Here is a 24,385-nt window from a genome sequence, read left to right on the forward strand (position 1 = left end):
TAGGGGTAAGTTTGTGGCAGCCGTCGGCTGCCAAGCAATACGGGTTCGTTTTTGTAGTAAATTTATTCTTTGCCTTAAACAAGAAGAACCAAATTATAGTTGAATGAAAATTAAGCCCAAAATCACGATTGCTGACCACTTTGGTGTAATAGAAGATCCACGCATAGATCGTACTAAACGACATAAGTTAATCGATATCATGACCATTGCCGTATGCGCGGTGATTTGTGGAGCAGATGGATGGGTGGGAATCGAGACTTATGGTTGTGCGAAGTACGAATGGTTAAAAACGTTTTTAGAACTCCCGAATGGCATTCCGTCACACGATACTTTTGCGCGAGTATTCGCACAAATAAATCCTCAACAATTCCAGTCATGTTTTGTCAATTGGATGAAATCAATACATCAGATAACATCGGGGGAAATAATTGCAATTGATGGTAAAACATTACGTGGTTCTTATGAAGAAAGTAGTGAGCAAAGTGCAATCCAAATAGTGAGTGCGTGGGCAACTAGAAATCGATTAGTGTTAGGACAAGTAAAGGTAGATGAAAAATCGAATGAAATTACAGCAATTCCAGAGTTATTAAAGGTATTAGATATATCTGGATGTATTGTGACAATCGATGCAATTGGTTGTCAGAAAGAAATTGTTAGGTTAATCACACAGCAAGATGCAGATTATGTAATTACGTTGAAAAAGAATCAAGGAAATCTTTATAGTGAAGTTGAAAAATTATTACAGGCAGGGATAAGCACAGGTTTTGAGGGAATTGAACATAGCACATATAAAACAGAAGAAAGAGGGCATGGTCGTCATGAAATCCGCCACTATTTAATGTTATCTCAAATTCAGTCTCGGCTCAATTCAGATTCAGTTTGGTCAAACTTTAATAGTGTTGGAATGGTAGAATCCGTCCGTTCATTAAATGGTGAAACAACGGTTGAAACCCATTATTTTATCAGTAGTCTTGAGTCAAATGCTAAACAGTTTGGTAATTCTATTCGCAGTCATTGGGGAATTGAGAATTCATTACATTGGGTATTGGATGTCGCCTTGAGGGAAGATGACTGTCGGATTAGAAAAGATAATGCCCCACAGAATTTTGCAATTCTCAGACATATTGCAGTTAATCTTTTAGGTCAAGAGAAGCGCGTCAAACGTGGAATAAAAAATAAACAGTTTCTTGCAGGGCTGGATAACAATTATTTATCAAGAGTTTTAGCATTAGCATAAACTAATATATCAGAAATTAAATTTGAATCTTTAGGAATAATTTTGCTTTTCCTCTAGATAAACATACTTTTACAAACTCGAGTCTTGAGTTATTTTAGTATCAATAAATAATCATTCAACTTCAGATAAGCTAATTCATATTGTTCAGAATAATTCATTTGTCTTATTTATCATTTCAGTAATTTTTACAATTATCTATGTCATTTTGGAATCTCTCTTAGTTTTTATTAGTAAATAAGGTGCGTTTTCCCTACCCTTCCCAGGTTTTGCTATGCGTTTTTTAAACAGTCCACCTCCAAGGTCAGCATCATAAAGCCCTGCTGCCATTTCGTTTACAGCATTACAGAGACTAAGATTGTTTAAGCCTTCCTTTCGCGCCCAACGGTCAAAAGTACGGTTTTTGTAAATTTTCATTTTATAGTCTCTTTGGTGAAAGTATAGCACCTAGTCCTATACTTTAGGGTAAATATACCATAGGCACAGCTGAGGAATAATGCTTACTCTTTCTCAATCTCGCCAAAACTCGCCAACTATTTGATAGGATTTTGGCGAGTTTCGATATTTGGCGAGATTTATGAACAAGCAGGAAGCAGCAGATTATTTAGGTGTCAGCGTTAGGGCATTAGAGCGTTATGTCCAGCAGGGTAAAATCAGCGTCAAGTACGAAAAAGGTAAAACTCGCCCAACTGCCAACTTTGACCCAACAGAACTACAAGCCTTTAAAGCCGAACTGGAACAACCAACGATTAAGCCAGCCTTTGAATCTCGCCAAATAGCGACAGAGCAACAGCCAGACACAGGTAAACTCACCTCCGACTCTGGCGAGATTACGAGATTTGACGAGGTTTCGGAGAGGAGCGAGATTGGCGTAATTGAAAAGCTATCTGGAATCATTGAAGCATTGCTGGGTAAGGCTGACACTCAGCCACTAGTACCAATAGCTGATAAGTTACTGCTAACCATCGCTGAAGCACAGGCTTTAACTGGATTATCTAGAGAATTCTTACGAGATGCGATTACATCAGGTGAATTGAAAGCCAAGCTCATTGGTAAAGGCTGGCGAGTTAAGCGTACTGACCTGGAAGAGTATGTTGATAAGCTGTTTTGAAACTCGCTCCTCTGCGACAGAGCAACAGCCAGACACAGGTAAACTCACTCCTGACTCTGGCGAGATTGCGGGATTTGGCGAGATTGGCGTAGCTGTCTTGAATTCCGCCAAACTGCGACAGTGTAAAACTCGCCTTCTTCATAGAGCAGGTATAACCCTTTGAAATGCTGGCGACATTTGACGAGATTCAATACCAATATTCGGTTAGGCGATCGCGGCATCACCGTGCTAGAAAAGGTTTTTTGTACGCTAAGAAAAATTATGAGCTACGACCGCGCAACGACTCTGCTCGCTCGGGGCTTTTTCTGCTTTGTATGGCGATCGTGTAGGGGAGATGAATGAAGCCAGAAGAGTTTGAGCCACCAATTACACGTAATGGCTCAAAGGTGTAATCCTGGGGAAAATTCTTCGGTTATATCCAAAAGCACCCTTGATGCGATCGCAACAGACAGTAGTTGAACTATATTTCTACAAGAGAGCATGTTGGTCAACTTTAGTATCTTTAAGGGAAATTACCTCAACTGTACGGAATCCAAGCACCGCCAAGAGATTATTTTCGCTTAGTTTAACGGGAGCAGGTTGATCGCCGTGACCTGGAGCGGGGAGAGGATAGGCAGTCGCCGCAGCAGTGTGGAAGCGAATATTACCTTCGCTGTGTTCAATCACTTGATGGATGTGTCCAGTTAACACTGTTACCGATGCAAAGCGAGATAGCAGTGAGAGCAACTTAGCAGAATCGGCAGTTGCCCATCCCCATTTGGGATAAAGGTCATATAGGGGAATATGGCTGAAAACAACTATAGGTGTATCCTTTTTCTGCGCTGCTAAATCTTTGGAGAGCAAATCCAATTGCGCCTGACCCAGTTTGCCCGTACCGGTTGCCCCAAAGTCCAGCACATTGGTCAAGGAGACAAAGTGGATTCCCGCCTGATTCCAAACTTGTAAGCCTTCTTTAACATCCTTGCGGTTAAAGGCTTCCTCATAAGCTTTGCCGCGATCGCCAATCGTATCGTGTTCCCCTGGTAGAGTAAACAGTGGGACTTTCAATTGAGAAAGCAGTTGTTTGGCTTGATCAAATTCTTCTGGTTTAGACAAATGGGAGATGTCTCCGGTGTGAATCACAAAGGCGGGTGGAGTGGGTAAAGCATTGATCGCATCGATCGCTTTCTGAAGTGTATCAGTCACATGTTCATTTGCAGGTTTTTTGAAACCGATGTGCGTATCGCTAATTTGAACAAAGGAAAACGGTAAAGCCGTGGATGATTTTTGAGCATTTGGTTCTCCCACCTGACAGGCAGTTAATAAGCCATTTCCACCAACAGCCCAGACAATGCCGAGTCCTGTCCAGCCTACGTGTTCAATAAATTTTCTGCGTTCCATTGGTATTCCTCTGGTTAGTTTTTCTTATTTGTTACCGTCAGCGTCCCTTTCATAAAGGGATGAATTGAGCAAATATAGGGATAAGTTCCTGGTTTAGTAGCGGTGTAGTTCCAGGTTTCATTGGTATCCAGTGCTTTAGAGTTGAAAGTACCATCCGTAGCCGTAGCCGTGTGGGGTTCTTCATCAACATTGAGAAATTGAACAGTTTTACCAACAGCGATCGCTAAATTCGCTGGCTCAAATTTGAAATTACGAATTTTGACAGTAACATCGGCAGGTTGTTGGTTAGTTTTGGGTTGCTCCTTGGGTTGTTTCATCACCATTGGTTGCATAGTCATTGTCTTAGGGTTCGGACTACAGGATGACAACGACAACAGGATGACCAGAAAGGCACTGGCGATCGCTATGAAAAAATAAGAAATGTATTTCATGGGCGTTCTTCCATCCGCTTTGGTTGACGGCGTTTAGCAAACAGTCCAGTCATGCTCACCCCGGTAGCCACTAAGCCAATTAGACCTAGCCCATTTAAAACTGGCACAATGGCATCGAGTTTGAAGATTTGCAAGGTGTGAACAGTAATTAAAAATCCAGCCAGTTCTTCTTGATGCAACCATGTGTCGGCGATGGCAATGCTAATACCAGTCAGAGCAGTAAAGAGTAATGGCAAACAAAAGAGTGTGGCAATTAGCCGATGGTACTTGCGAAATATGTTTTTCATCGTTTGAGTATTCTTGTAAGGAGATTATTAGAAGGCATCAACATTTGATTGGTAGAAACAAAGCATTGGGTAATCAAGTGCCCGAAAGGATGCTCCCAATGAATGCCCGAATGCTTTGCCATGCTAGTTGAATCGCGGCGTTGTTTCACACCTTGGTGATGATCGATTCAGCAACGCCAGTTTTTTAGTCTGCTGTAAATCCTTGCAGTTGATCTTCAAGGTTATGGCGATAGCCTCGATCGCTTAACGTTTGCTCAGGTAGTCGATTCGCTTTGACAGCAGCTTGAATAATGTCTTGAGCCGTGATTGTTCCAGACGCGATCGCTGACAGCAATGCACCATTGCTAGGAATGCCTTGGTCTTTTAGGTAGCCTTGATACGCAAGAGTCGCCAGATTAAACGAATTAAGCTGGTTTGTAGAAAGTTGCTTTGTCACGTAGGGATTGAAGCTGGTTGGTGCGGTTTGAGTCTGCGCCGCAGCAGGCAAAATGGGAGCACACAGAAGCAGTGTTGTTAACAATGTAGAAATAGAGCGTTGCATAGAATTACCTCTAAGATTGGTTGTTTGGCTAAAGCGGTTTTACTGGCCTTCAATGCTGGAAGGCAGCACAAACTTTCAAACAAATTGGTCGAATCCAAATTGCCAAAGAAGGGCGCTGCAAATTGACGATATAAATTTCGTCGGGACATTGCAGTGCAATGGCCAGTGTTAAAAGCTGTAGGAGTAAGTAGGTAAGCAATTAGCGCGATTTCAGGAATTTAGTTGCAACTTTTACCTGGAAAGAATGCTAAGTGGGTTACTTACTTGTCTCTACCTTTAAGACGACTGAGAAGTAATTTTGGATTTAAACTTTTCAAAGTTCTTACTAGCGGCTTGTCGCGGTTCGTTCGATTTGGGATGCGAGTTAATCAGAACGAAATAACCGACTTCTAAAAAATTTCGACGCTAGACTCATCCAATTAGCTTCATCAATCGTTTTAGAGATGAGAGTAAATTTGCTCTATACTCAAAAGTTATGAAATCAGGATTGGCACTTACATTGCAAGATGCATTGGGCATTTTTGCAGAGAAATTAGCCCCAGTCTATTCACCTGAATCTATGGATCTAAGTTCTCCCGATCGCCATCCATCAGAACCGTCATCGAAGAGTGATGCCGCACTCTTGGAGGATTTGGAGGCACATTTTCCAGGGGCCTTAGGGTGTCTCTACGATCGCTATGGCAGTGTGGTGTATGGAGTGGCGCTGAAAGTTTTGCAAAGCCAGCCGGAAGCCGAAGACCTGACCCAAGAAATTTTTCTGTCGCTATGGCAGCGTCCGGTTGACTCTGCTAAACATGGTCATTTGATGCGCTACCTGATTACCATGACTCGATCGCGGGCGATCGACAAATTGCGATCGCGCAGTCGCACCCTTAATTTAGTGCAACGTTGGGGGCAGAGCGTCACTGCTGCACCAGAAGCGTATACTCCGGTTGAGCAGGCTATTTTGAATGAGCGATCGCAGCAAGTACGGCAGGCATTAACCCAGCTTTCAGATCAGCAACGACAGGTGATCGAACTTGCGTATGATGCCGGACTGAGCCAATCAGAAATTGCCCAACAACTGCATAAACCCCTGGGAAGTGTGAAAAGCTGGACTCGCCAGGGACTTTTGAAACTAAAACAACTTTTACAACACTCCATTGACTAAGGTTATGACTGAACCTCTTACTCCTCAAGCAATCGAAACCTTGGCAGCAGGCTATGTCGTGGGCGACCTTGATCGCGCCGAAGCAGAAGTTTTCGAGCAACTGTTGGCAGAAAATCCAGCATTGGTAGCAGAAGTGAAGCGGCTTCAGGCAACCTTAGACCAGGTTGTTTACAGCCTCAACAGTGTGGAACCGCCTCCCCATCTCCAATCTGCCATCCTAGCTGCCGCTACCACGACTTTTCAATCTTCCCAGCACAAACCGTCTCGGCTTCTCTGGCGCACCGTCATGGGTAGTGTGGCAGCACTCCTGATTCTGTATTTAGGAGTAGATAACTATCGCTTGCGACAGGATTACCGCATGGCTAGTGACATCAATACCTTACTGCAACAGTCCCAGACGCAACTTTTCTCTCTTAAGGCTGTGAAGGCATCGGATACTGCTGCGGGTAGCTTTGTTGTGAATCTAGGACAACGGCAGGGAATTCTAGCCGTGCAAAATCTGGTGGCTCCACCCACAGGTAAAGTCTATCGACTTTGGGCGATCGCTGATGGCGAAAAAATTCCCTGTGGCACTGTGAAAATTAATCCCCAGGGAAAGGTGTTAGATAAATTCTGGATGCCTGCCGACTTTTATGACACAGGTATCTCTGGATTATTCGTAACGTTGGAATCATCTGAAACTAGCCGTTATCCTACTGGAACTATCGTGATGCAGAGTAACTCATCTACCAATATCTAACCTCAGCAACTCATGAGCTATCCCGGATGCGGTCTTGGCAGCGCGCCGTGGTATGCAATGGGGAATTCTAATTGCTGGGTTCTGGTTAATTGAAGTCGTTGCGGAAATTTGGCTGATCTGCATCGTATCGTGGTTCGGTTTTGCACATTAAGCTCCAAAGTACAAAGCTTTTCTCAGGCACAGTTAGCTGCAACAGAGCTATAGCGTTGCGTGGCATTGGTTGTGACCGCACGCAGCTGACTACAACTAACTCTGTGTGCCTAGCAACCGAGCGTACTCATTTTTGATGATGGAATAACATTTACAAGATATCTCTTCTAACTCTGACCATCGGTGAGAGGTTAAGACTATAGAACTTTTGTCAATAAGTAATCGTACTTAAAATTCGGGAAAAATTTGGGCTAATCAACAGAATTTTTGGGCGTGCGATCGCTAGACATTTAAAAGGATCATTCATTTTTGCCGACAAATTCAGTACAAAGGTTAATTTAGTACTGACTATTTCAGCAGATTTTCAGCATTATTACTAATTGACAAAAAAGATTTTATCTTAACCTCTCACGAATAAACTCTGACCGATTCAGGATGTTAATATTTTTAAGTTAGAAATGCTTGTTCAGTAAGCTTCCTAGAGAGGAAATTGTAAAAGTTGTTTCTTGACAGGCTCTTAGTACGTTACACGTTCGGGCTATTACGTGTAATCGGCGATTGAAAGTGCTTCTACAAGAGCCAATGTGTTATGGCTCATGGCAGCCGATGACCGCAACCGTTATATTGCTTCATTCCTCAGTGGGGACATTTCCTAAAACTTACTTGTTAGTGTTCAAAATTCGTTAAGTTCATGAGTTGGTGGGGAACTATTGGGAGGAGTGTTGTATCACTAGCAAAATTACAACTAAACAATAGATTGAGTTTGAGGTAGCAATTATGGGTGGGCATCCTTATTGGTACTACACAAAGTACCGAACTGACGTTGATACAACGCTACAATTACTACGTCAGCAGGAGTTTACAGCAGGTCGTTATAACCCAGTACTTCCGTTTATTGATTTCCCAATCACTGCTGATTCCCCCATTCCCGGTTCACAGCATTCATCTATTGAAGAGGCTATGGAAGCTGCTGATGCTGATGGAACCCGATCTATTCTCGATATGTTCCAAGTTTCTACCATTTCTTATTCAGAAGCATTAGCCTCATCAAAGCAGGGTGGTATGGAGCTTTTTTGCACGACATTTCCACTATCAACTGATGAGTTGATTCGTCTATTCAGTACAGAGAAACCAACTCATGAGATGGTTGAGACAGTGATTGTTGCATCTGAGCAAAATGAAGAAGCTGCCAGCGAGTTTTGGGAAAGCATTGACCGTGGAACAGGCAGACATATTGTCATTTATGAGGACGATGAACCTGTTGAAGTTTTTTTCATTGGCTACTCTTTTGATTAGTTGTATTCTGTGTAGTAACGCAACATAAATTATTATGGCACTCCATCCCACTCAAATTTCTGCATCCTTCACACTAAGTACAAGGGTTAATTAGGTAATTAATTTCGGTCTATCTAGCCAGAAAATAGTACGATTCATCACTCTATTGTCGAGAAAAAATCCGGCAAATAACTGCTTTAAACTCAAATTACCAGAATCTAAGCAACTCTTAACTTCTATTTGAGGTGCGTCATCACCTAGAGGGAAAATCCTTTATTTTGTCTGAGTTCTTGTTGCTGTTCTTCTCTTATTTGTTGCAATATGCGCTCTGCTTTTTGCCAAAGCATCAGGTCTTCTCTCTCTACTGACTCCACATTAATTGGTGAATACTCAAACTCACCTGACTGGTTTCGGTTGACAGACACTCGAAAAATTTCACCTCGCTCATCATGGGTAAATACCAGTTCTCTACCTTGCTTCTCTAGAGTTGCACGTTTGAATCTTCTAGTATGTCCGATTTTGGGGTAGACATAGCTCACCCCTAGCTCATTATCAATTTCATTTTTTTCTTGACCGATTTTATCGTCATTCTTTTTGACTGCCACAAATTGGTAAACGCTAGAGAGTTCATCTGAAAAAACTTCGTATACGAACTAAAAATTTACCCCAATGGCAGAATTATGGCTGATTTCTGGAAAATCAAAAATTGGCTCCCATTCTCGCTGATTTATGGCACAGCGATGGTAAATCAATGGAATTTCAAAACCTCAATTCTCAACTAATTATCACTATTGAGAATTAGGGCTAAAACTGGCTCAATTATGGCACGCCAATGGCAGGGCTATGGCATACCAAAGTCCAATCACCTAAATTCCGCATTTTTAGATATCACAGTGACATTATGCTTTCACGGGAGAATAATATTGAATTCTGACGCACAGTACGCCAAAAAGTTTGGAAAGTTTTTTTGAAAAAAAGTGATGATTTAAGTGAATTTCAAATCACATGAATCAAAATCAACTACTAAAAAACTACTTTTATGCTACAAAAATGACTGTACAGTTCACTACTAGGACGCTGACTTTTAAAGGCTCAAGTCCTCCTCATGCCTCGGCTGTTGTTTTAACTGCTGCCCATAATCAAGTAGCTGCTGATTCCAATCGTCAGCTTTGCACTTGAGGCGCTTGGACTGTGGCAGTAGTTCCTTAACAACTCGTGCAGCTGCATTACCAGAATCATCCGAGTCAAATGCCACTTGTACATTAGGGATATGCTGCAATTGCTCTACTGGTAAGCTTTTGGGATTATCTACCGCCATGTACAAAGTTCTATTGGGTGGCACGTCGCCTAAGCGCTGATATTCCAGCATGGCAAAAGACACGGCATCGATGGGCGACTTCAAAAGCACTAACCTTTCTGGTGGCGAAGTAGGCTGTCCGCCTAAGTGAAAGTGAAACCAGCCCTCACGCCGCTTAGTCCCTTTTTCATATCCCTTGAAAGTGTTGTTCTCGCCCCGTGTCCCCCGCAGGAATGCTCCTATTGCCTGGGTTCTTCTAATAGATTCCGCATGACGAACACAGCGTTTTGCTGGTCATCAGCGTAAACCAGCCCCCGGTTATGCAGAACTTCCACAAAGTTTTCAGGTATCCCCCGTTTTTGGGTCAGGTAGTTGCAGACAGAAGACCACTTAGTTTTATCCTCAACTGGTAGCCTGAATTTGTCGCATGGTTCTAACTGGATAATCTCAGCTGCCACTGTTTTAGCAAAAGCTATCGCTGCTCGTTCTGCCCCAGCTTCACCAAAGCGCTCATGCAACCAGACAACCGCTTGCCGTAGATTGCACTGGTTAACGTGCATCACCAAGTCAATCGCACCACCGCCACCCTTTTGTTGATCGGGGGCGAAGTCGTAGAATTTGGGCCCATCTATATTAATGATGTGTCCGTGACCCCTCCATTTTTTTTCCTCATGGTGTAGCCCCAACTCCCAGGCGACATCCTCTAAGGCCAAGTCGCGTAGTTGATTGGTCTGAGATTCTAACGATCGCACCCGTTTTTCTAATTGCTGTCGTTCCTTCTCGCTGGCTCTTGCCCGTTGCTCTGCACTCTCCAGTCGCTCCTGCATGAAAGCGCGGTCAGCCAGTTGGTGGTTGAGGACATGGAATTGGTGATCATTCTGAATCCGGGCAACGTAATTTGTAGCTGATTCAAAAGGTTCGGGTTCAAGTTTTTTATTCGACCAGACGGCAGTGAGTGGTTCACTGTTAACCGCTTGGTAATATTCCTTTACTTTGGTGTGGGTTGCCTTACTGCCCTTAACCCCCCGTTCAATACCCAAAGGAGCAAGTGCAGCAGCATAGCTATCTTGCAGCTTGGATAACTTAATGCTGGCAGCACGACCATTACCCCCAAACATTTCTTTGTGGCTTAACTGCTTGGTTTTCTCGTTGATGGGTACGACATAGGCATGAATGTGGGGAGTCGCTTCATCCAAATGCAATTCTGCCCTGACGCACTTATCACCATAGTTGTTGACTAGCCAACTGCGAGAAGCTTTAACAAAGTCCAACATTCGGGGATTATCCCATTCCCCCGCTAGAGATGGATTATCGGGGCGAAAATATTCTGGGGATGCCGAGAGAAAAATATCGCTACACAGCACGGCATCCTTGCGCGGTTTGTGTAAAGTTGTCTTGGCTATCTTGTTTTTCACCAAAACTTCAAGCGGTGAATCATCCTCCATGCCAATCAGCCGGACATTTTTTTTAGTGGTGTCGGCATTTGGGGTATCTTGTAAACGTGCGGTATGCTTCTCGCTACCGCCAATGTTGCCGAAAGACTTGAGTTTTTCAACGCGCAGAATCGCTAAAGCCACCATTCTTTCTTCTCGGATTTTACAGTTGTGCCGATGGGGTGCAAACTCCCCGCAGGGGCGAACGTAACTTCTGTGTTCCAAGCGAAGCGAGGAATGGGCGCAGCCCACCCGCAGGGCGCGGAAGTGTAGTGAGTACACCAACAACATGGTACACCGAGGCGAAATTCTGCGGCAACAGCACCCACTCCCGCTACTCGCGCGACCTCTTGGCACAAATCTGGAGCAACTCAGCACAATAATCGCACAACTTGGCACAATTTGGTCAGCCGAAATCAGCATTTAGGGTGATGAACCGAGGGGAATTACGAGTGCCAGATTGTGCTAAATTGGTGCAATATCTGCACTCTTGTAGTGCCAATCTGCTCTAAATCTGCACCAAAATTAAATCATCGTTTTAACCAGCTATTTGCATGACTGACATTTACCTCAGCGTGGACGTTGGTGGGTCGCAAACTAAGATAATTTATCAAGTGGATGACCAGACTAAACCAAATTATGTTCTGCTGCCACCAGCGATAGAAGAGATTACTAAGGATAAACTCAATTTTTTCATGGAACGCTTGGGCTGGATTGGTAGCCCCTCACCAGACCAACAACTGTGGGTTGAGTGGAATAACAGAGTGGTGGTGTTGGGTGAGTTCGCGGCTAACTTTGATCCGCTTGACCGGATTAAGGAACTCAAATATGAGAATGCCTTGTGGAAGGTACTGGGGCTGTTGGCTTAATTGTTGAACTAAGCTTAGTTAAGGTGACGGCGAAAAAACAAATTCACTTGGAGTTGGCGTTACTTCTGCCGTGGAATGAGTACAGCGATCGCCGTCGCTTTGAAGAACAGTTACGGGTGATGCTGGCTGATTTTACGGTACGCAAACAACATTTAAAGGTGAACTTAGAGCGTTTCTTGTGCCGTCCTGAAGGTGGGGGATTAGCGGCACTGCGAATCAAACAGCAGGGGGTAGATTGGTTACGCAATCAACAACTAGCTGTATTGATGTTCGGTCACAGGAACACGACAGCACTTTATTTTGACCGGGGGCAACTGAAGCTGGGGGATAGTCCACTGTTGGGCTTTGCCAATATGTTGGATATCGTGCTGGATATGACCAGTGGTTTAGACCGAGAGTGTTTAGCTAATTCTTTATTTGATGCACGCTACGCGATTATTAATAAGGTCTACAGCAAAGACCGTAATCACTCGACACGCCCTAATTGGATAACTTTTGACGAAATACAAGCCCTAGCAAGTGCCAAAGACCCCAGTCTAAGAGAAAAAGAAATTTCTCATATTGCTGATGCAATTAGAATAGCAACGGCCCAATATTGGGATAAGCTCAATCGGTGGATGGACAAAATATTACCCAGACCGTTGAACGAGGTAATCATCGGTGGGGGCGCTGCTTACCATGTAGAAGTTGAGTTGGAGGCGTATTTCAATTGTGCATGGGAACTCCAGAAAATAGATAAGTATAGCAGTGTTTACGAAAGAACTGGTGAATACATCCCCAAAGACGACAAATTGCCAATGATACCGATGGTTTGGGGTAGTGGTTTTATAACTCAGGTGCAAGAAACTTTTAATTTAGATTCAGAGCAAACGTATAGGTATAGTACCTCAGCGCGTTTGGTGGACTGCTTTGGGATGTTTGATTATTTGTTGGGGATGGAGACAAGTCAATGAACCAAAGCAAAAAGAAACGCAAGTCTTTGAGTTTGCGGCTTCAACCTTACGAGGGGGATGTTTTAGCGGAAGTTGTCGATTACTTGAACTCGTTGCCCAAGGATGAGGCACAGCGTAAGGTGGCTGATATCTTGGTGGCTGCTTTCTTGCCAGTGGCGCGATATTCGAGCGGTAATTTTACAAGAGAGCAGATCCGTTTTGCTTGCTGGGAAGCGCAAGACTCGTTGAATAAACACGGTAGTTATATGCGTTTTGCTCTAGGTGTGGAACAACCGCAGTTTGTGGCATCACAGCCAGCGTTGCCTGCACCAGTTGTAGCTGTCAATGCCCCAAGCTACAAGAGTAATGCTTTATCCGAGCCTGATCTCCTGGGGGAAGCGGCTGATTCAATCAGACCTGCTTCAATAGTTCAAGGTCAGGCTTCGTCGCAAGAATTGGATGCGATTTTTGTCGGAGATTGAGCGAAGAATATTTGAACAATAGCCGCCGCAGTTGTAGCTGTTAACTGTTAGGCGGCTTCTGTCGTGCTTATGTAGTTTGTTGGTAGTCTTTTTTGATGGCTGTTGCTTCGGCTTCTGCTTTTCATTTTTGGTTGTCAAAAACTTTCCGCCAAATATGGCGTACTGTGCGTCAGAAAAAGATGGATTACAGAGCTTAAAAGCTTTTAAGCGAATTTCCCAAGAATTTACCAATTATTGGGAAATAATGGGAGACTTCTTATAAGTATTGGGAACTGTTCGGATTTATTGGGAATTTTTGAGCTAATGAGAATTTGGTGAATGGATGATTTTTAAGAGGTAAAAAGGTAAGAAAAAAATTGGAGATTTGGGAGATATTGTCTAGATATTGGGAGATGTTGAATGTAGTTGGTGAGAATTGGGAAAATGGATGTTTTGTCGAGGTTTTATCTCAAATGCACGAATTGAGTCAAATCAAGAAGCTAGTGCAAAAACTGTAATATTTATTGATAAATGTGTCAATAATCACGGTTTGGGCGGTTCATATTGAGAGTAATTATCAATTAGATAGACGAAAAAAGGGTCAAAAACAGGGGTAAATTTTTTTTGTAGATTTTGTTTTTTAATGTTGAGTCTTGGTTCTGTTTCAAGGAGAATGCTCAACGTTTACTTTGAAAGTGATCTAACTACGATAGCCGAGCGATCGCGCACCTTCTGGTCAACCTAATCCAAGATAAAATCAAGAGCGAAGAATTTTAATTGATGATGAGCCAGGGGTAAGCTATGGAAGCCAAAAGCGAAGTGACAATTAAATTTAGCGGCTCACTACCAACAGCCACACCTCTTCAGAACAAGAAAGTTGCAATCGAGTTGACTGATCAGAATGGCATAGTCTTCACTGCTCAAGTTAATGCCAAAAGCTGGCGGAAGGCTGAAACTAGCGCCTCGGAGTTTGCAGACTGGGCTGGGGCTGTATCGGGCAAGCTTGGCGTGCGAACAGAAAACGGGTTTGAGATCATTGACGCGGGAATTCAGCTTTTTGAAAAGAAAGCGAAAGAGCCTAAACCAGATGTAGCGGCGGCTGAAGCTGGCGCAAGTTAATAGATGTGTCGAAAGCATTCATGTTCAATGAAAGGAAGAGCGTGGATGCTAAGGCAGTTTTTCATCTTTGGGTATAAGCTGCCATTAAAGATACTTAAGGCTTTTGAAGTAGATTGAAAGAAGAATATCTTAGTGGGAGCCGCAGTTTACAATCATAAAAGCAATTCAAAAAATTACAGATTTTAACTTTGTCCGCATGACAATTACGAACGATACACAGCAGTTATTAGTTAACAATCACCAGATCAGACCGACAGAGCCACTAGAATCTCGTGCAATTGGTCGGCTCTGGGGGAAGTATGTTCCAAGTAGTGAGCTTATTTATCAAGGACAACTAATAACTGCTGACGGTGTAATGCTTGAGACAAACCTTGCTAGGAGAGCATCGAAATTAGTTCAACAATTTCAACTTGATTTATCACTTGATTACCTGTGGACTGTTTACCCCAGAACACCATTCAAAGATTCTCCGACCCAACTTCGGGTGACTTTGATAAATGTTCGCAAGGAAAAAGAATATACCGACTCAGTAAAGACCGAATTGCAGTTAGCATCTGATAACTTTTCTGTACAAGGATTAGTTGTATATCAAGACTATGAATTTGGGATAGTAGAAGTTAAAATTCACCAAAAACCTCAGAGAGACTTTGAGCCACCTAAAGATTTCCAACTAAGACTAATCGGATTTTTACCATCAAATTCGATTAAGAAATTCTGGAATTTTAATGTGCGACGTGTCGGGACTAGCTTAGTAATTCAATCAGGGGAGTGCATTAAATTTCCTCCTCGTGAGCAATCATCAACTTCAGATATATCAACCAACACGGCTGAATATGCTACTGAGTTAATTGAAAGTTAAACCGACAGAAAACTGTAATCATGCCCTTCTTAATTACTGATTTAATCAACGTTTCAGAGTGCATTGCTGCCAAAAATTTATTATGCCTAAACGTAAATCTCCTAAAACGAATAGTTCACTATCAAAAGAAGAAGCCACGCCAACCAAGCCAGCTATTTTACGTGTCGTCAAGCAAAAATCTACTGCCACAGACGATAATAATCCTGCACAATCTGAATCAGCATCAACTAGCGTACCAACAGAAAATCAGCCAGTTGAGCCGGAATTAGAAGTAAATAATAACCAGAGTCAAAGCATTGCAGTTTCAGAATCAAATAGTAGTCCTGTCCTGATTTCTGACGCTGTGCCTCAAACAATAGAAGCAGAGAATGAACAGTTAGCTTTACCGATAACTCTCGAAGCCGCACCAGTTAATTCATCATCATCAACTGCAAATCTTGAAAATACCTCTGCTGAATATGAGCAATCAGAGATAGAAACAGAGCAACCGCAATTAAGGAATAAACCAGCCTATAAAAAATTATCAACAGCAACTAATAGTTCAGGACAGACTTTTACTGTCAAAGAAAAAATTGAGGTAAGTACAGGTAACTTTGGTACACAAACGGTTTTTATTATCTCCTTATATTCAGCAGCAGATGGAAGTATTTGGGCTTATTACCATCCTGTAGATAAAAACCAAAGACAGCTATGGAAGCGGGGGTGCTGTCGGATTGAGAATTTGAAAAAGCTATCGCCTGCGGGGAGTAAGCAATGGTTAACGGTGTAAATAGCGATTTTATTGAAAAGTTGTTGTGAAGCGATTTTGAAGAGTCAGTGATCACCGAAGACATCCACCGATAGCTCATTGTAAGATGGGCATATATACAGAAATCCTTATAGCGAACTCTCATTATTCAATTGTGTCCTTTTAGGCACATCAACCACATCAATTGCCCCCAGAAGGGGGTATTTTTATGGCGATAGTGTCTCAAGCAGTGCCATTGGGCTGTGTTAACGTCTGGTACATAGTATTCTAGTTAGACACTCATGGTAGTAACAGGGAATGAAGTATGGGAGAAGCTAAACGCAGAAAACAGCTTTTGGGCGATGTCTACGGTTCACGAGTTAATTTAGAAAAATGCCCCATCCCTTCAGAAATTAGCCTTGGATATGTGAGTGATGAAGCATTGGCAACCACAAAAGCCCAACTGCATGGGATGCCTGATGATTTTAAATCCACCTTTTTCATCGCCTTAACAAAAGCTCAAACTATAGTTGAGCCAGGAATTGTTTTCTCTGAAGCTCTAAAATTTTCTGGTGGGGTGGGTGTCGAAGTTACATTCCGCTCCGACATTGAAACTTTTGTCAAATCCCGGTGTAATACTCCATCTCTGGGTTTACGCCTGATACAAAAGCTCAAAAATATAGACTACAATACTCATCGAGTAATAGCTATCCTTGCTGGCTCCTCTTCTCCCATGCTTCCGATTAATGTCTATTCTGTTCAGCAAATCGAAACTCTGCTTAAGTACCTCAATGAAGACAGATAAACACAGATGTAATGGCAAGAAATAGAAAAACCGCCTTCTTCAGATGAAGAATCGTTGACAGATGCTCAAAGGACTTAGGGACGGCGCGACCAATATAATTTCTACCTCTGCCATGAAGTATTGGCAGAGATAGAAGCACTTTCAATCGTCTATTCCACGAATGACTAAATAAGTGGAATCGTCATTTATTTGGGAATACTAAATCCAGAAATTATCAAGATTTAGCAGTATGCTTAACACTCTTGTCAGTATTCCTGGATATGCCATCAGTGAAGAACTTTACAACGGTTCCAGAACCCTAGTTTATCGCGGTTATCAAGATACTGACTCATTACCTGTAGTCATCAAGCTGCTAAAAAATCCCTATCCCAGCTTCAGCGAACTAGTACAGTTTCGCAATCAATATACCATTGCCAAAAATCTCAACTCACCTCTAATCATCGCCACCTACAGTCTGGAAACCTACCAAAATGGCTATGCGTTGGTGATGGAAGACTTTGGTGGAATTTCTTTAAAAGATTATTTCACCCGTGTAGAGACGCGATATATCGTGTCTCTACAGGAGTTTTTAGAGATTGCGATCACACTCTGCAACACCTTAGATATCCTCTATCGGGAGCGGATTATTCATAAAGACATCAAACCCAGCAATATTTTAATTAATCTCAAAACCAAACAAATTAAATTAATTGACTTCAGTATTGCATCTTTACTACCACGGGAAACCCAAACCTTAATCAATCCCAATGTGTTGGAAGGTACGCTTGCTTATATATCCCCAGAACAAACAGGGAGAATGAATCGGGGGATTGATTACCGCACTGACTTCTATTCTTTGGGTGTGACTTTTTACGAGTTACTCACTGGAGTTTTACCATTTCTATCAAATGAGCCGATGGAGTTGGTGCATTGTCATATTGCAAAAGTAGCGCCTTTAGTACATGAAATCAGCCCAGAAATCCCGCCTGTACTCTCTGAAGTCGTCAAAAAATTGATGGCGAAAAATGCGGAGGACAGATATCAGAGCGCTTTAGGACTGAAATTTGATTTAGAAAATTGTTTAACTCAACTTCAAGAAACTGGTAAAATAGGGGATTTTGAGATTGGGCGAAGGGATGTGTGCGATCGCTTCCTCATCCCCGACAAACTTTATGGACGAGAAGCTGAAGTATCAACCCTACTCCAAGCATTTGAGCGTGTTAGCCAAGGTGCAACAGAAATGATGCTGGTAGCTGGGTTTTCCGGGATTGGGAAAACCGCAGTTGTCAACGAAGTTCATAAACCAATTGTGCGGCAACGCGGTTATTTTATCAAAGGTAAATATGACCAATTCAATCGCAATATTCCCTTCTCTGCTGTTGTGCAAGCATTCCGTGATTTAATGGGGCAGTTGCTCAGTGAAAGCGATAGCGAATTACACATCTGGAAAACTCAAATTCTTCAGGCGCTAAGGGACAATGGGCAGATAATACTTGAAGTGATTCCCGAATTAGAACGCATTATTGGTAAGCAAGCACCCGCGACAGAATTATCAGGAACGGCGGCACAAAATAGATTTAATTTACTATTCCAAAAGTTCATTCAAGTCTTCACAACTAAAGAACATCCCTTAGTGATGTTTTTGGATGATTTACAGTGGGCTGATTCTGCCTCACTCAATTTGATGCAACTTTTGATGAATGAGTCGGAAAGTCGCTATTTATTGATGATTGGGGCTTACCGAGATAATGAAGTTTCACCGGCGCATCCCTTAATGTTGACATTGGATGCGATCGCCAAAGCTAACGCCACCATCAATACCATTACCTTGGGTTCTCTCAGCCAGTGTAGCTTAAACCAGCTAGTCGCTGACACCCTCAACTGCCATATTTTGACCGCTCAAGCCTTGACAGAATTGATTTCCCTCAAAACAAAAGGCAATCCCTTTTTTGCCACCCAGTTTCTCAAAGCATTGTATCAAGATGGATTGATTCAGTTTGATTTCAACTTGGGGTATTGGCAGTGCGATTTGGCAGAGATTCGCACTGTCGCCATGTCTGATGATGTCGTGGAATTTATGGCATCACAGTTACAAAAACTGCCCTCTGATACCCAAGATATTCTCAAATTAGCCGCTTGTATTGGCGCACAGTTTGATTTGCATACGTTGGCGATCGTCTCTCAACAGTCGGAATCTGATGCCGCCGTCGCCCTCTGGAAAGCGTTGCAGGAAGGGCTGATTATTCCCCAAAGTGAAATTTATAAGTTCTATATGGGCGAATTGGATACAACCCAAAACACACAGCAGGTCAGCTTAAATTATAAATTCCTGCACGATCGCGTCCAGCAAGCCGCCTATTCCCTAATTCCCGAAGAGCAAAAACAAGCCACCCATTTGGCGATCGGTCGGCTGCTGCTGCAAAATATTCCAGATGCCGAATTGGAAGCCAGCATTTTTGAAATTGTTAATCAATTAAATGTGGGCATTGAGTTGTTAGCTCATCCGGTTGAGCGAGATAAACTAGCAAAATTGAATCTGATCGCTGGAAGAAAAGCAAGAGCTTCAGCAGCATACGAACTATCACTTAAACATTCAAGTTTAGGGATTGATTTATTAGAGACAAATGCCTGGGGAAATCAGTATGATCTATCATACGCACTCCATATAGTCGCAGCAGAATCTGCCTATTTAATTGGCAATTTTGAAAGAGCGCAGCAGTGTGTCGAGTTTGTTTTAGAAAATGCTAAATCTTTGATCGACAAAATAATAGTTTATGAAGTTAGCATCAATATTTATATCGCCAATGAAAGATTTACAGAAGCTCTAGAAATCAGTTTGCAGGTGCTGAAGAATTTGGGAATCGATATGCCTAATTCTCCTACTGTTACTGACCTAGAACAGGCATCATCGAAAACTACGCACCTGATAGAGGAGAAAAATATTGAGGATTTAATTTACCTTCCTGAGATGACCGATTCATACGCATTGTCTGCAATGCGACTGCTTAATCTTGTAGTAGTTCCAGCCTATCAAAGGTCGCTAAATTCATTTCTTTTGACTATATATATTGCTGTTCAATTATCAATCAAATACGGTAATTCTTCTTTTTCAGCTTCATTTTATACGCTTTACGGTATGGTGCTTTGCTCTATTTCCAACGATATTGAACGAGGCTATCAGTTTGGTATGTTAGCGCTCAACCTAATGAATCAGCTGCAAGATAAACAATTTCATTCCAGGATATTTACATTCTTGTTAGCTTTTATTGTGCATTGGAAATCTCATCCCAAAAATTTCATCTCATTTGGACTAACTGGATATCAGATTGGTCTAGAAACTGGAGATTTAGAAAACACAGCATGGAATTGTTTCCACGAATGTCAAACGTCTTACTTGATTGGGCAAGAACTCACAGAGTTACAGCAAAAGATGACAATACGAAGTGCTATTATTCGACAGGGCAAACACAAACTTCAGTTAGACCTGAATGAAATACAGCGACAAGTGATTCTAAATTTAATGGGATATTCTGAGAATCCTTGCTGCTTAATTGGTGAAGCATTTAACGAAGAGCAAGCTGTGCCGCAGTATCAAGTAGCAAACAGCATTCAAGCACTTCATTGTGTGTATTTACACAAACTCATCCTCTGCTTCTTGTTTGAAGAATATACTTTAATATTAGACCTTGCCACCCTCGCTGCTAATTATATTGGCGGTGTTTTGGGTCAAGCGGTCGTTCCCGTGTTTCATTATTACGATTCCTTAGCACGTTTAGCAGTCTTTTCTAAATCTTCAGAAGTCGATCAGAATAAAATTCTAGAAATGGTGAAGAAGAATCAGTCCAAACTGCGAGAATGGTCTGGCTATGCACCAATGAATCACTTGCACAAGTTTTATTTGGTGGAAGCAGAGCAGCATCATGTTTTGGGCAATCGGACAGAGGCAATGGACTATTACGATCGCGCCATTTCTGGAGCTAAAGAAAATGAATACATCCAAGAAGAAGCCTTAGCCAACGAACTAGCCGCCAAGTTTTACCTCAATTGGGGCAAAGAAAAAGTCGCCGCAGGTTATATGCAAGAAGCCTATTACTGCTATGCCCACTGGGGTGCAAAAGCCAAAGTCGCTGACTTAGAAAAACGCTATCCCCAATTACTCGCCCCCATCCTCCAAAACAACCGTTCTTCTCTCTCAAGTAACGAAACTATCTTTGCTTTGGGGAGTGTCACCTCTACCAGTTACCCCACTTCCAGCAATAGTGTCTCTGTGGCTTTAGATTTAGCGACCATTCTCAAGGCTTCTCAAACTATCTCAGGCGAAATCGAACTGGAGAAACTGCTTTCATCGTTGCTTTCCATCATCATCGAAAATGCTGGAGCCGATAAGTGCGTATTAATGCTGATGGAGTCAGGTAATTTAATGATTCGGGCATTAGCTCTTGTGGGTGTGCAGAACGAAATACTGACTAATCCAAAGTCAGTCGCAGAGTCAAGATATTTACCAGTTGGCTTAATTAATACTGTCAAACGCAGCTTACAATCAGCAGTGATTGTTGATGCTAGAGTGCATTCGCAATTAATTAATGACTCCTATATTCAACAACAACAGCCTAAAAGTATCTTGTGTAGCCCGATTTTGCATCAGGGTAAGTTGCTTGGTGTTTTGTATTTGGAGAATAACTTAGCAACTGGAGCATTTACAAGCGATCGCATTGAACTACTGAATTTACTCTGCGCTCAAGCAGCCATTTCCCTGGAAAATGCCCAACTTTATGAACATTCTCAGCAATATGCTAAACAACTAGAGGAGTCTTTCGCCCAATTGAGTGCGAGTAATTCTCGCTTTGAAAAACTTGTAGACAATGTTCCTGGCGTTGTTTATCAATACCAGATATCTGCTGATGGTGTCATATCTCTACCGTACATCAGTGCAGACTGTTATGAAATATACGAAATTACAGCCGAGCAAGCGATCGCTAATGTGCAGTTTCTCCTCAAAGCGATACATCCAGATGATGCTGCAAATCACCAACAGTCGGTTGCCGACTCGATGCAAACACTGACTCCTTTTGAGTGGTCAGGGCGAATTGTGACAGCATCTGGCATCGTCAAGTGGATTCACATTGAAGCTCGAATTCAAAAACTTGCCGATGGAACTCTGGTTTGGGATGGATTAGTATTGGATATTAGCGAACGAAAAGAAGCAGAACTTGCCCTACAGCAGAAATCCCTTGCATTAGAAAATGCCTTGAATGATTTGCAGCAAGCCCAACTCCAAATTGTCCAAAGTGAAAAAATGTCAGCCTTGGGGAACTTAGTCGCCGGGGTAGCCCACGAAATCAACAATCCCGTTGGCTGTATTATTGGTAACGTTAGTGCTATCCAAGATTATATCAATGACCTATTTGGACTGATTGACCTCTACAACGATAAATTCCCTCAACCTGGGACGGAAATTGCAGAGGAATTAGAGACAATTGACCTGGAATATTTACGGGATGATTTACCCAAGTTAATCAGAGCGATGAAAGATGCCGGCGATCGTATCACATCTATCAGTCATAGTCTTCGCACCTTCTCTCGTGCTGATAGCGACCAAAAACAAACCTTCAACCTCCACGAAGGCATTGATAGCACCATCTTGATTTTACGCCATCGCCTCAAAGCTTCGGAGACTCGTCCGGCTATTGAAGTTGTCACCAACTACGGTAATTTACCTCAAGTAGAATGTTTTCCTGGGCAACTAAATCAAGTATTTATGAATATTCTCGCTAATGCTATTGATGCCTTAGAAGAATCTAATCAGGGACGCAGTTTTGAACAAATCAAAACCAATCCTAACCGAATTACAATTACCACATCAGTAGAAAATCATCTGGTTAAAATTGCCATTGCTGATAATGGCAAGGGAATAAGTGAATCAGTCAAACAAAAGATATTTGACCATTTATTTACCACAAAAGCTGTGGGTAAAGGGACAGGGTTAGGGTTAGCGATCGCCCAGCAAATTATAGTGGAAAAACACAACGGTTCGCTCAAGGTAAATTCTACACTCGGTGAGGGAACTGAATTTGTCATTACCTTACCGATTCTGGCTCCGACTCTGGGTTAACGCAGAGCGAACTTATTGCGACTGGCTTTCGCCAATCGCCCATCAGTTGTGAAACTTAAGTGGTAAGATGTGCTATTTTTATTTTGAATTGGCGAAAATGTGAATTATCGAAAATACGTATTATTGTCTTGCTAGCAATTTGTATTATTGCCAATTTAAGTGACTCACGCAGACTGTACTAACCAGTAGACCATCCGAAGAGAGCGAAGCAACCTGATAATTAGGAGTAAAGTCAAACTGTCTTCTGTTCAGGTTTAGTCCGTCCAAGCTGACGGTTGCTACTTAGGATATTTTATATTTTTGAATTGGTGAAATGTTATATTGTCGCCAATTTAACATTTCATAAATAAAGAAATACAAATTTTCGCCATTTTAAGAGTAAACTAGCAGCATTTACTGGAGTACATGGAGTGATAATCACCCTTGCTAGTTTCAAGGGTGGCGTAGCTAAAACGACAAGCGCCATCCACATTGCTTGCTTTCTATCTCAGCATGGCAGCACCTTGCTAGTTGATGGCGACCCAAACCACAGTGCTACAGGATGGGCAAAGCGAGGAGCATTACCCTTTAAAGTTGTGGATTTACTACAAGCTCCTATGCACAGTCGTAATTTTGACCATGTGGTTATTGACACAGCAGCTAGGCCAAGCCACGAAGATTTAGAAGCACTCGCTGATGGGTGTAATTTATTAATCTTGCCTACTACCCCTGATGCTTTAGCGATGGATGCGCTGTTGCAGACTGTAGGCGCACTTAAATCATTAGGCAGCTCGCGCTATCGTGTGTTGCTCACAATTATTCCCCCAGCCCCTCGCTTAACAGGACAGCAGGCACGGGAAGCATTAGAGGCAGAGGGAATACCACTATTTCAACATGGGATTAGACGATTTGCTGTTTATGAAAAAGCGGCACTGGAGGGGCTGCCAGTTTACCAAGTAAAAGACCGCAGCAGCAAAATAGCATGGCGGGAGTATCAAGAGGTGGGTAAGGAGATATTGTCATGAGCAACCCTAAACCTAGCCCTTTTAAAAAGTTATTTGAAACCAAAGAGGAAGCACAAATTGAGCCAGAACTTCCGACTGAGCCAACTACAGAGAGTAACGTGACACAGACTCCAACACCACAAAAGACAGCGCCAATTCAAGAAGAACCCCGTAAACGTGGCAGACCTGCAACAGGTAAGCGGTCTGATGATGCTTGGATTGGGCGCACCTATTATGTGAAACGCTCAACAGATTTAGATGTAGAGGAAGAGTTACTTAAACTAAAAAGGCGTGGCGTAGAGATTGACAAAAGCGAATTGGTAGATTTTCTCATGGCTGTCTGGGTGAAATGGCAGCAAGGTGAAAATATAGATTTACTAATTGACGAATTTACGCCAAGGCGAAATTCTAAATCAGACTGACTCCTTACTGAATGGCTGGAACGCATTGTACTAAAGCTGAAAGAAACTATTGCGATAATGAAAAAGACTGATGCAGCTATTCCTAGATT

At 42.5% G+C, this 24,385-nt stretch carries 25 protein-coding genes; 17 read left to right on the forward strand and 8 right to left on the reverse strand.

What is annotated here, in order from left to right:
- Positions 1 to 103: 103 nt before the first annotated feature.
- Positions 104 to 1,237, forward strand: coding sequence for an ISAs1 family transposase (locus tag GTQ43_RS33755; RefSeq protein WP_265277105.1), 1,134 nt, complete (start codon positions 104 to 106; stop codon positions 1,235 to 1,237).
- A gap of 195 nt (positions 1,238 to 1,432) precedes the next feature.
- Here the strand turns inward: GTQ43_RS33755 and GTQ43_RS33760 are convergent, their stop codons facing one another.
- Positions 1,433 to 1,651 (reverse strand): type II toxin-antitoxin system RelE/ParE family toxin, encoded by a 219-nt coding sequence (locus GTQ43_RS33760; protein WP_265277106.1) that lies wholly within the window; start codon positions 1,649 to 1,651, stop codon positions 1,433 to 1,435.
- Positions 1,652 to 1,811: 160 nt separating this feature from the next.
- Between GTQ43_RS33760 and GTQ43_RS33765 the strand changes: the two genes are divergently transcribed.
- Entirely contained in the window at positions 1,812 to 2,345 is a 534-nt protein-coding gene (locus tag GTQ43_RS33765) for a helix-turn-helix domain-containing protein (protein WP_265277107.1), read from the forward strand.
- Positions 2,326 to 2,508: a hypothetical protein gene (locus GTQ43_RS33770; protein ID WP_265277108.1), complete on the forward strand. Its 183-nt coding sequence runs from the start codon at positions 2,326 to 2,328 to the stop codon at positions 2,506 to 2,508. The genes GTQ43_RS33765 and GTQ43_RS33770 overlap by 20 nt, the downstream gene beginning before the upstream one ends.
- A gap of 305 nt (positions 2,509 to 2,813) precedes the next feature.
- On the opposite strand, the gene GTQ43_RS33775 is transcribed toward GTQ43_RS33770, so the two are convergent.
- The 4 genes from GTQ43_RS33775 to GTQ43_RS33790 form a co-directional block, all read right to left on the reverse strand.
- Positions 2,814 to 3,725: a metallophosphoesterase family protein gene (locus GTQ43_RS33775; RefSeq protein ID WP_265277109.1), complete on the reverse strand. Its 912-nt coding sequence runs from the start codon at positions 3,723 to 3,725 to the stop codon at positions 2,814 to 2,816.
- A gap of 14 nt (positions 3,726 to 3,739) precedes the next feature.
- Positions 3,740 to 4,156 carry a cupredoxin family copper-binding protein gene (locus GTQ43_RS33780; protein WP_265277111.1) on the reverse strand — a complete coding sequence of 139 codons (417 nt, stop codon included), beginning with the start codon at positions 4,154 to 4,156 and terminating at the stop codon, positions 3,740 to 3,742.
- Positions 4,153 to 4,443 carry a peptidase gene (locus GTQ43_RS33785; protein WP_265277112.1) on the reverse strand — a complete coding sequence of 97 codons (291 nt, stop codon included), beginning with the start codon at positions 4,441 to 4,443 and terminating at the stop codon, positions 4,153 to 4,155. The genes GTQ43_RS33780 and GTQ43_RS33785 overlap by 4 nt, the downstream gene beginning before the upstream one ends.
- Before the next feature lie 184 nt (positions 4,444 to 4,627).
- On the reverse strand, positions 4,628 to 4,984 hold the full coding sequence (locus GTQ43_RS33790) for a hypothetical protein (protein WP_265277113.1): 357 nt from the start codon (positions 4,982 to 4,984) through the stop codon (positions 4,628 to 4,630).
- Positions 4,985 to 5,459: 475 nt separating this feature from the next.
- Here GTQ43_RS33790 and GTQ43_RS33795 point away from each other — a divergent pair, with 475 nt between their 5' ends.
- From GTQ43_RS33795 to GTQ43_RS33805, 3 genes are all read left to right on the forward strand, one after another.
- On the forward strand, positions 5,460 to 6,134 hold the full coding sequence (locus GTQ43_RS33795; RefSeq protein ID WP_265277114.1) for a sigma-70 family RNA polymerase sigma factor: 675 nt from the start codon (positions 5,460 to 5,462) through the stop codon (positions 6,132 to 6,134).
- A gap of 4 nt (positions 6,135 to 6,138) precedes the next feature.
- The gene (locus GTQ43_RS33800; RefSeq protein WP_265277115.1) at positions 6,139 to 6,873 is read left to right on the forward strand and encodes an anti-sigma factor; all 735 of its coding nucleotides are present in this window, start codon (positions 6,139 to 6,141) and stop codon (positions 6,871 to 6,873) included.
- A 927-nt stretch (positions 6,874 to 7,800) separates the two neighbouring features.
- The gene (locus tag GTQ43_RS33805; protein WP_265277116.1) at positions 7,801 to 8,319 is read left to right on the forward strand and encodes a hypothetical protein; all 519 of its coding nucleotides are present in this window, start codon (positions 7,801 to 7,803) and stop codon (positions 8,317 to 8,319) included.
- A 236-nt stretch (positions 8,320 to 8,555) separates the two neighbouring features.
- Here the strand turns inward: GTQ43_RS33805 and GTQ43_RS33810 are convergent, their stop codons facing one another.
- The 3 genes from GTQ43_RS33810 to mobV form a co-directional block, all read right to left on the reverse strand.
- Positions 8,556 to 8,903, reverse strand: a complete 348-nt coding sequence (locus GTQ43_RS33810) for a hypothetical protein (protein ID WP_265277117.1) — start codon at positions 8,901 to 8,903, stop codon at positions 8,556 to 8,558.
- 479 nt (positions 8,904 to 9,382) lie between these two features.
- On the reverse strand, positions 9,383 to 9,700 hold the full coding sequence (locus GTQ43_RS33815; RefSeq protein WP_265277118.1) for a toprim domain-containing protein: 318 nt from the start codon (positions 9,698 to 9,700) through the stop codon (positions 9,383 to 9,385).
- A 134-nt stretch (positions 9,701 to 9,834) separates the two neighbouring features.
- The gene (gene mobV, locus GTQ43_RS33820) at positions 9,835 to 11,319 is read right to left on the reverse strand and encodes a MobV family relaxase (protein ID WP_265277119.1); all 1,485 of its coding nucleotides are present in this window, start codon (positions 11,317 to 11,319) and stop codon (positions 9,835 to 9,837) included.
- Between mobV and GTQ43_RS33825 the strand changes: the two genes are divergently transcribed.
- From GTQ43_RS33825 to GTQ43_RS33875, 11 genes are all read left to right on the forward strand, one after another.
- Positions 11,318 to 11,455 carry a hypothetical protein gene (locus tag GTQ43_RS33825; protein WP_265277120.1) on the forward strand — a complete coding sequence of 46 codons (138 nt, stop codon included), beginning with the start codon at positions 11,318 to 11,320 and terminating at the stop codon, positions 11,453 to 11,455. The genes mobV and GTQ43_RS33825 overlap by 2 nt on opposite strands.
- 127 nt (positions 11,456 to 11,582) lie before the next feature.
- Positions 11,583 to 11,897 carry a hypothetical protein gene (locus tag GTQ43_RS33830; RefSeq protein WP_265277121.1) on the forward strand — a complete coding sequence of 105 codons (315 nt, stop codon included), beginning with the start codon at positions 11,583 to 11,585 and terminating at the stop codon, positions 11,895 to 11,897.
- Positions 11,870 to 12,850, forward strand: coding sequence for a hypothetical protein (locus GTQ43_RS33835; protein WP_265277122.1), 981 nt, complete (start codon positions 11,870 to 11,872; stop codon positions 12,848 to 12,850). The genes GTQ43_RS33830 and GTQ43_RS33835 overlap by 28 nt, the downstream gene beginning before the upstream one ends.
- Positions 12,847 to 13,311, forward strand: a complete 465-nt coding sequence (locus GTQ43_RS33840; RefSeq protein ID WP_265277124.1) for a hypothetical protein — start codon at positions 12,847 to 12,849, stop codon at positions 13,309 to 13,311. The genes GTQ43_RS33835 and GTQ43_RS33840 overlap by 4 nt, the downstream gene beginning before the upstream one ends.
- A gap of 780 nt (positions 13,312 to 14,091) precedes the next feature.
- Positions 14,092 to 14,409 (forward strand): hypothetical protein, encoded by a 318-nt coding sequence (locus GTQ43_RS33845; RefSeq protein ID WP_265277125.1) that lies wholly within the window; start codon positions 14,092 to 14,094, stop codon positions 14,407 to 14,409.
- A gap of 196 nt (positions 14,410 to 14,605) precedes the next feature.
- Entirely contained in the window at positions 14,606 to 15,268 is a 663-nt protein-coding gene (locus GTQ43_RS33850) for a hypothetical protein (protein WP_265277126.1), read from the forward strand.
- An 82-nt stretch (positions 15,269 to 15,350) separates the two neighbouring features.
- Positions 15,351 to 16,037 carry a hypothetical protein gene (locus GTQ43_RS33855; RefSeq protein ID WP_265277127.1) on the forward strand — a complete coding sequence of 229 codons (687 nt, stop codon included), beginning with the start codon at positions 15,351 to 15,353 and terminating at the stop codon, positions 16,035 to 16,037.
- Positions 16,038 to 16,320: 283 nt separating this feature from the next.
- Positions 16,321 to 16,800: a DUF2839 domain-containing protein gene (locus GTQ43_RS33860; protein WP_265277128.1), complete on the forward strand. Its 480-nt coding sequence runs from the start codon at positions 16,321 to 16,323 to the stop codon at positions 16,798 to 16,800.
- Between the two features lie 229 nt (positions 16,801 to 17,029).
- Positions 17,030 to 22,891 carry an AAA family ATPase gene (locus GTQ43_RS33865; RefSeq protein WP_265277129.1) on the forward strand — a complete coding sequence of 1,954 codons (5,862 nt, stop codon included), beginning with the start codon at positions 17,030 to 17,032 and terminating at the stop codon, positions 22,889 to 22,891.
- A 410-nt stretch (positions 22,892 to 23,301) separates the two neighbouring features.
- Positions 23,302 to 23,895: a ParA family protein gene (locus GTQ43_RS33870; protein WP_196521765.1), complete on the forward strand. Its 594-nt coding sequence runs from the start codon at positions 23,302 to 23,304 to the stop codon at positions 23,893 to 23,895.
- Positions 23,892 to 24,296, forward strand: a complete 405-nt coding sequence (locus GTQ43_RS33875; protein ID WP_265277130.1) for a hypothetical protein — start codon at positions 23,892 to 23,894, stop codon at positions 24,294 to 24,296. The genes GTQ43_RS33870 and GTQ43_RS33875 overlap by 4 nt, the downstream gene beginning before the upstream one ends.
- Positions 24,297 to 24,385 lie beyond the last annotated feature (89 nt).

The sequence above is a fragment of the Nostoc sp. KVJ3 genome (assembly GCF_026127265.1).
Taxonomy (GTDB): Bacteria; Cyanobacteriota; Cyanobacteriia; order Cyanobacteriales; family Nostocaceae; genus Nostoc.

Coding starts and splice junctions, on each gene's coding strand:
- GTQ43_RS33755 (WP_265277105.1), top strand. CDS start 104: ATGAAAATTAAGCCCAAAATCACGATTGCTGACCACTTTGGTGTAATA.
- GTQ43_RS33760 (WP_265277106.1), bottom strand. CDS start 1,651: ATGAAAATTTACAAAAACCGTACTTTTGACCGTTGGGCGCGAAAGGAA.
- GTQ43_RS33765 (WP_265277107.1), top strand. CDS start 1,812: ATGAACAAGCAGGAAGCAGCAGATTATTTAGGTGTCAGCGTTAGGGCA.
- GTQ43_RS33770 (WP_265277108.1), top strand. CDS start 2,326: ATGTTGATAAGCTGTTTTGAAACTCGCTCCTCTGCGACAGAGCAACAG.
- GTQ43_RS33775 (WP_265277109.1), bottom strand. CDS start 3,725: ATGGAACGCAGAAAATTTATTGAACACGTAGGCTGGACAGGACTCGGC.
- GTQ43_RS33780 (WP_265277111.1), bottom strand. CDS start 4,156: ATGAAATACATTTCTTATTTTTTCATAGCGATCGCCAGTGCCTTTCTG.
- GTQ43_RS33785 (WP_265277112.1), bottom strand. CDS start 4,443: ATGAAAAACATATTTCGCAAGTACCATCGGCTAATTGCCACACTCTTT.
- GTQ43_RS33790 (WP_265277113.1), bottom strand. CDS start 4,984: ATGCAACGCTCTATTTCTACATTGTTAACAACACTGCTTCTGTGTGCT.
- GTQ43_RS33795 (WP_265277114.1), top strand. CDS start 5,460: ATGAAATCAGGATTGGCACTTACATTGCAAGATGCATTGGGCATTTTT.
- GTQ43_RS33800 (WP_265277115.1), top strand. CDS start 6,139: ATGACTGAACCTCTTACTCCTCAAGCAATCGAAACCTTGGCAGCAGGC.
- GTQ43_RS33805 (WP_265277116.1), top strand. CDS start 7,801: ATGGGTGGGCATCCTTATTGGTACTACACAAAGTACCGAACTGACGTT.
- GTQ43_RS33825 (WP_265277120.1), top strand. CDS start 11,318: ATGGTACACCGAGGCGAAATTCTGCGGCAACAGCACCCACTCCCGCTA.
- mobV (WP_265277119.1), bottom strand. CDS start 11,319: ATGTTGTTGGTGTACTCACTACACTTCCGCGCCCTGCGGGTGGGCTGC.
- GTQ43_RS33830 (WP_265277121.1), top strand. CDS start 11,583: ATGACTGACATTTACCTCAGCGTGGACGTTGGTGGGTCGCAAACTAAG.
- GTQ43_RS33840 (WP_265277124.1), top strand. CDS start 12,847: ATGAACCAAAGCAAAAAGAAACGCAAGTCTTTGAGTTTGCGGCTTCAA.
- GTQ43_RS33845 (WP_265277125.1), top strand. CDS start 14,092: ATGGAAGCCAAAAGCGAAGTGACAATTAAATTTAGCGGCTCACTACCA.
- GTQ43_RS33850 (WP_265277126.1), top strand. CDS start 14,606: ATGACAATTACGAACGATACACAGCAGTTATTAGTTAACAATCACCAG.
- GTQ43_RS33855 (WP_265277127.1), top strand. CDS start 15,351: ATGCCTAAACGTAAATCTCCTAAAACGAATAGTTCACTATCAAAAGAA.
- GTQ43_RS33860 (WP_265277128.1), top strand. CDS start 16,321: ATGGGAGAAGCTAAACGCAGAAAACAGCTTTTGGGCGATGTCTACGGT.
- GTQ43_RS33865 (WP_265277129.1), top strand. CDS start 17,030: ATGCTTAACACTCTTGTCAGTATTCCTGGATATGCCATCAGTGAAGAA.
- GTQ43_RS33875 (WP_265277130.1), top strand. CDS start 23,892: ATGAGCAACCCTAAACCTAGCCCTTTTAAAAAGTTATTTGAAACCAAA.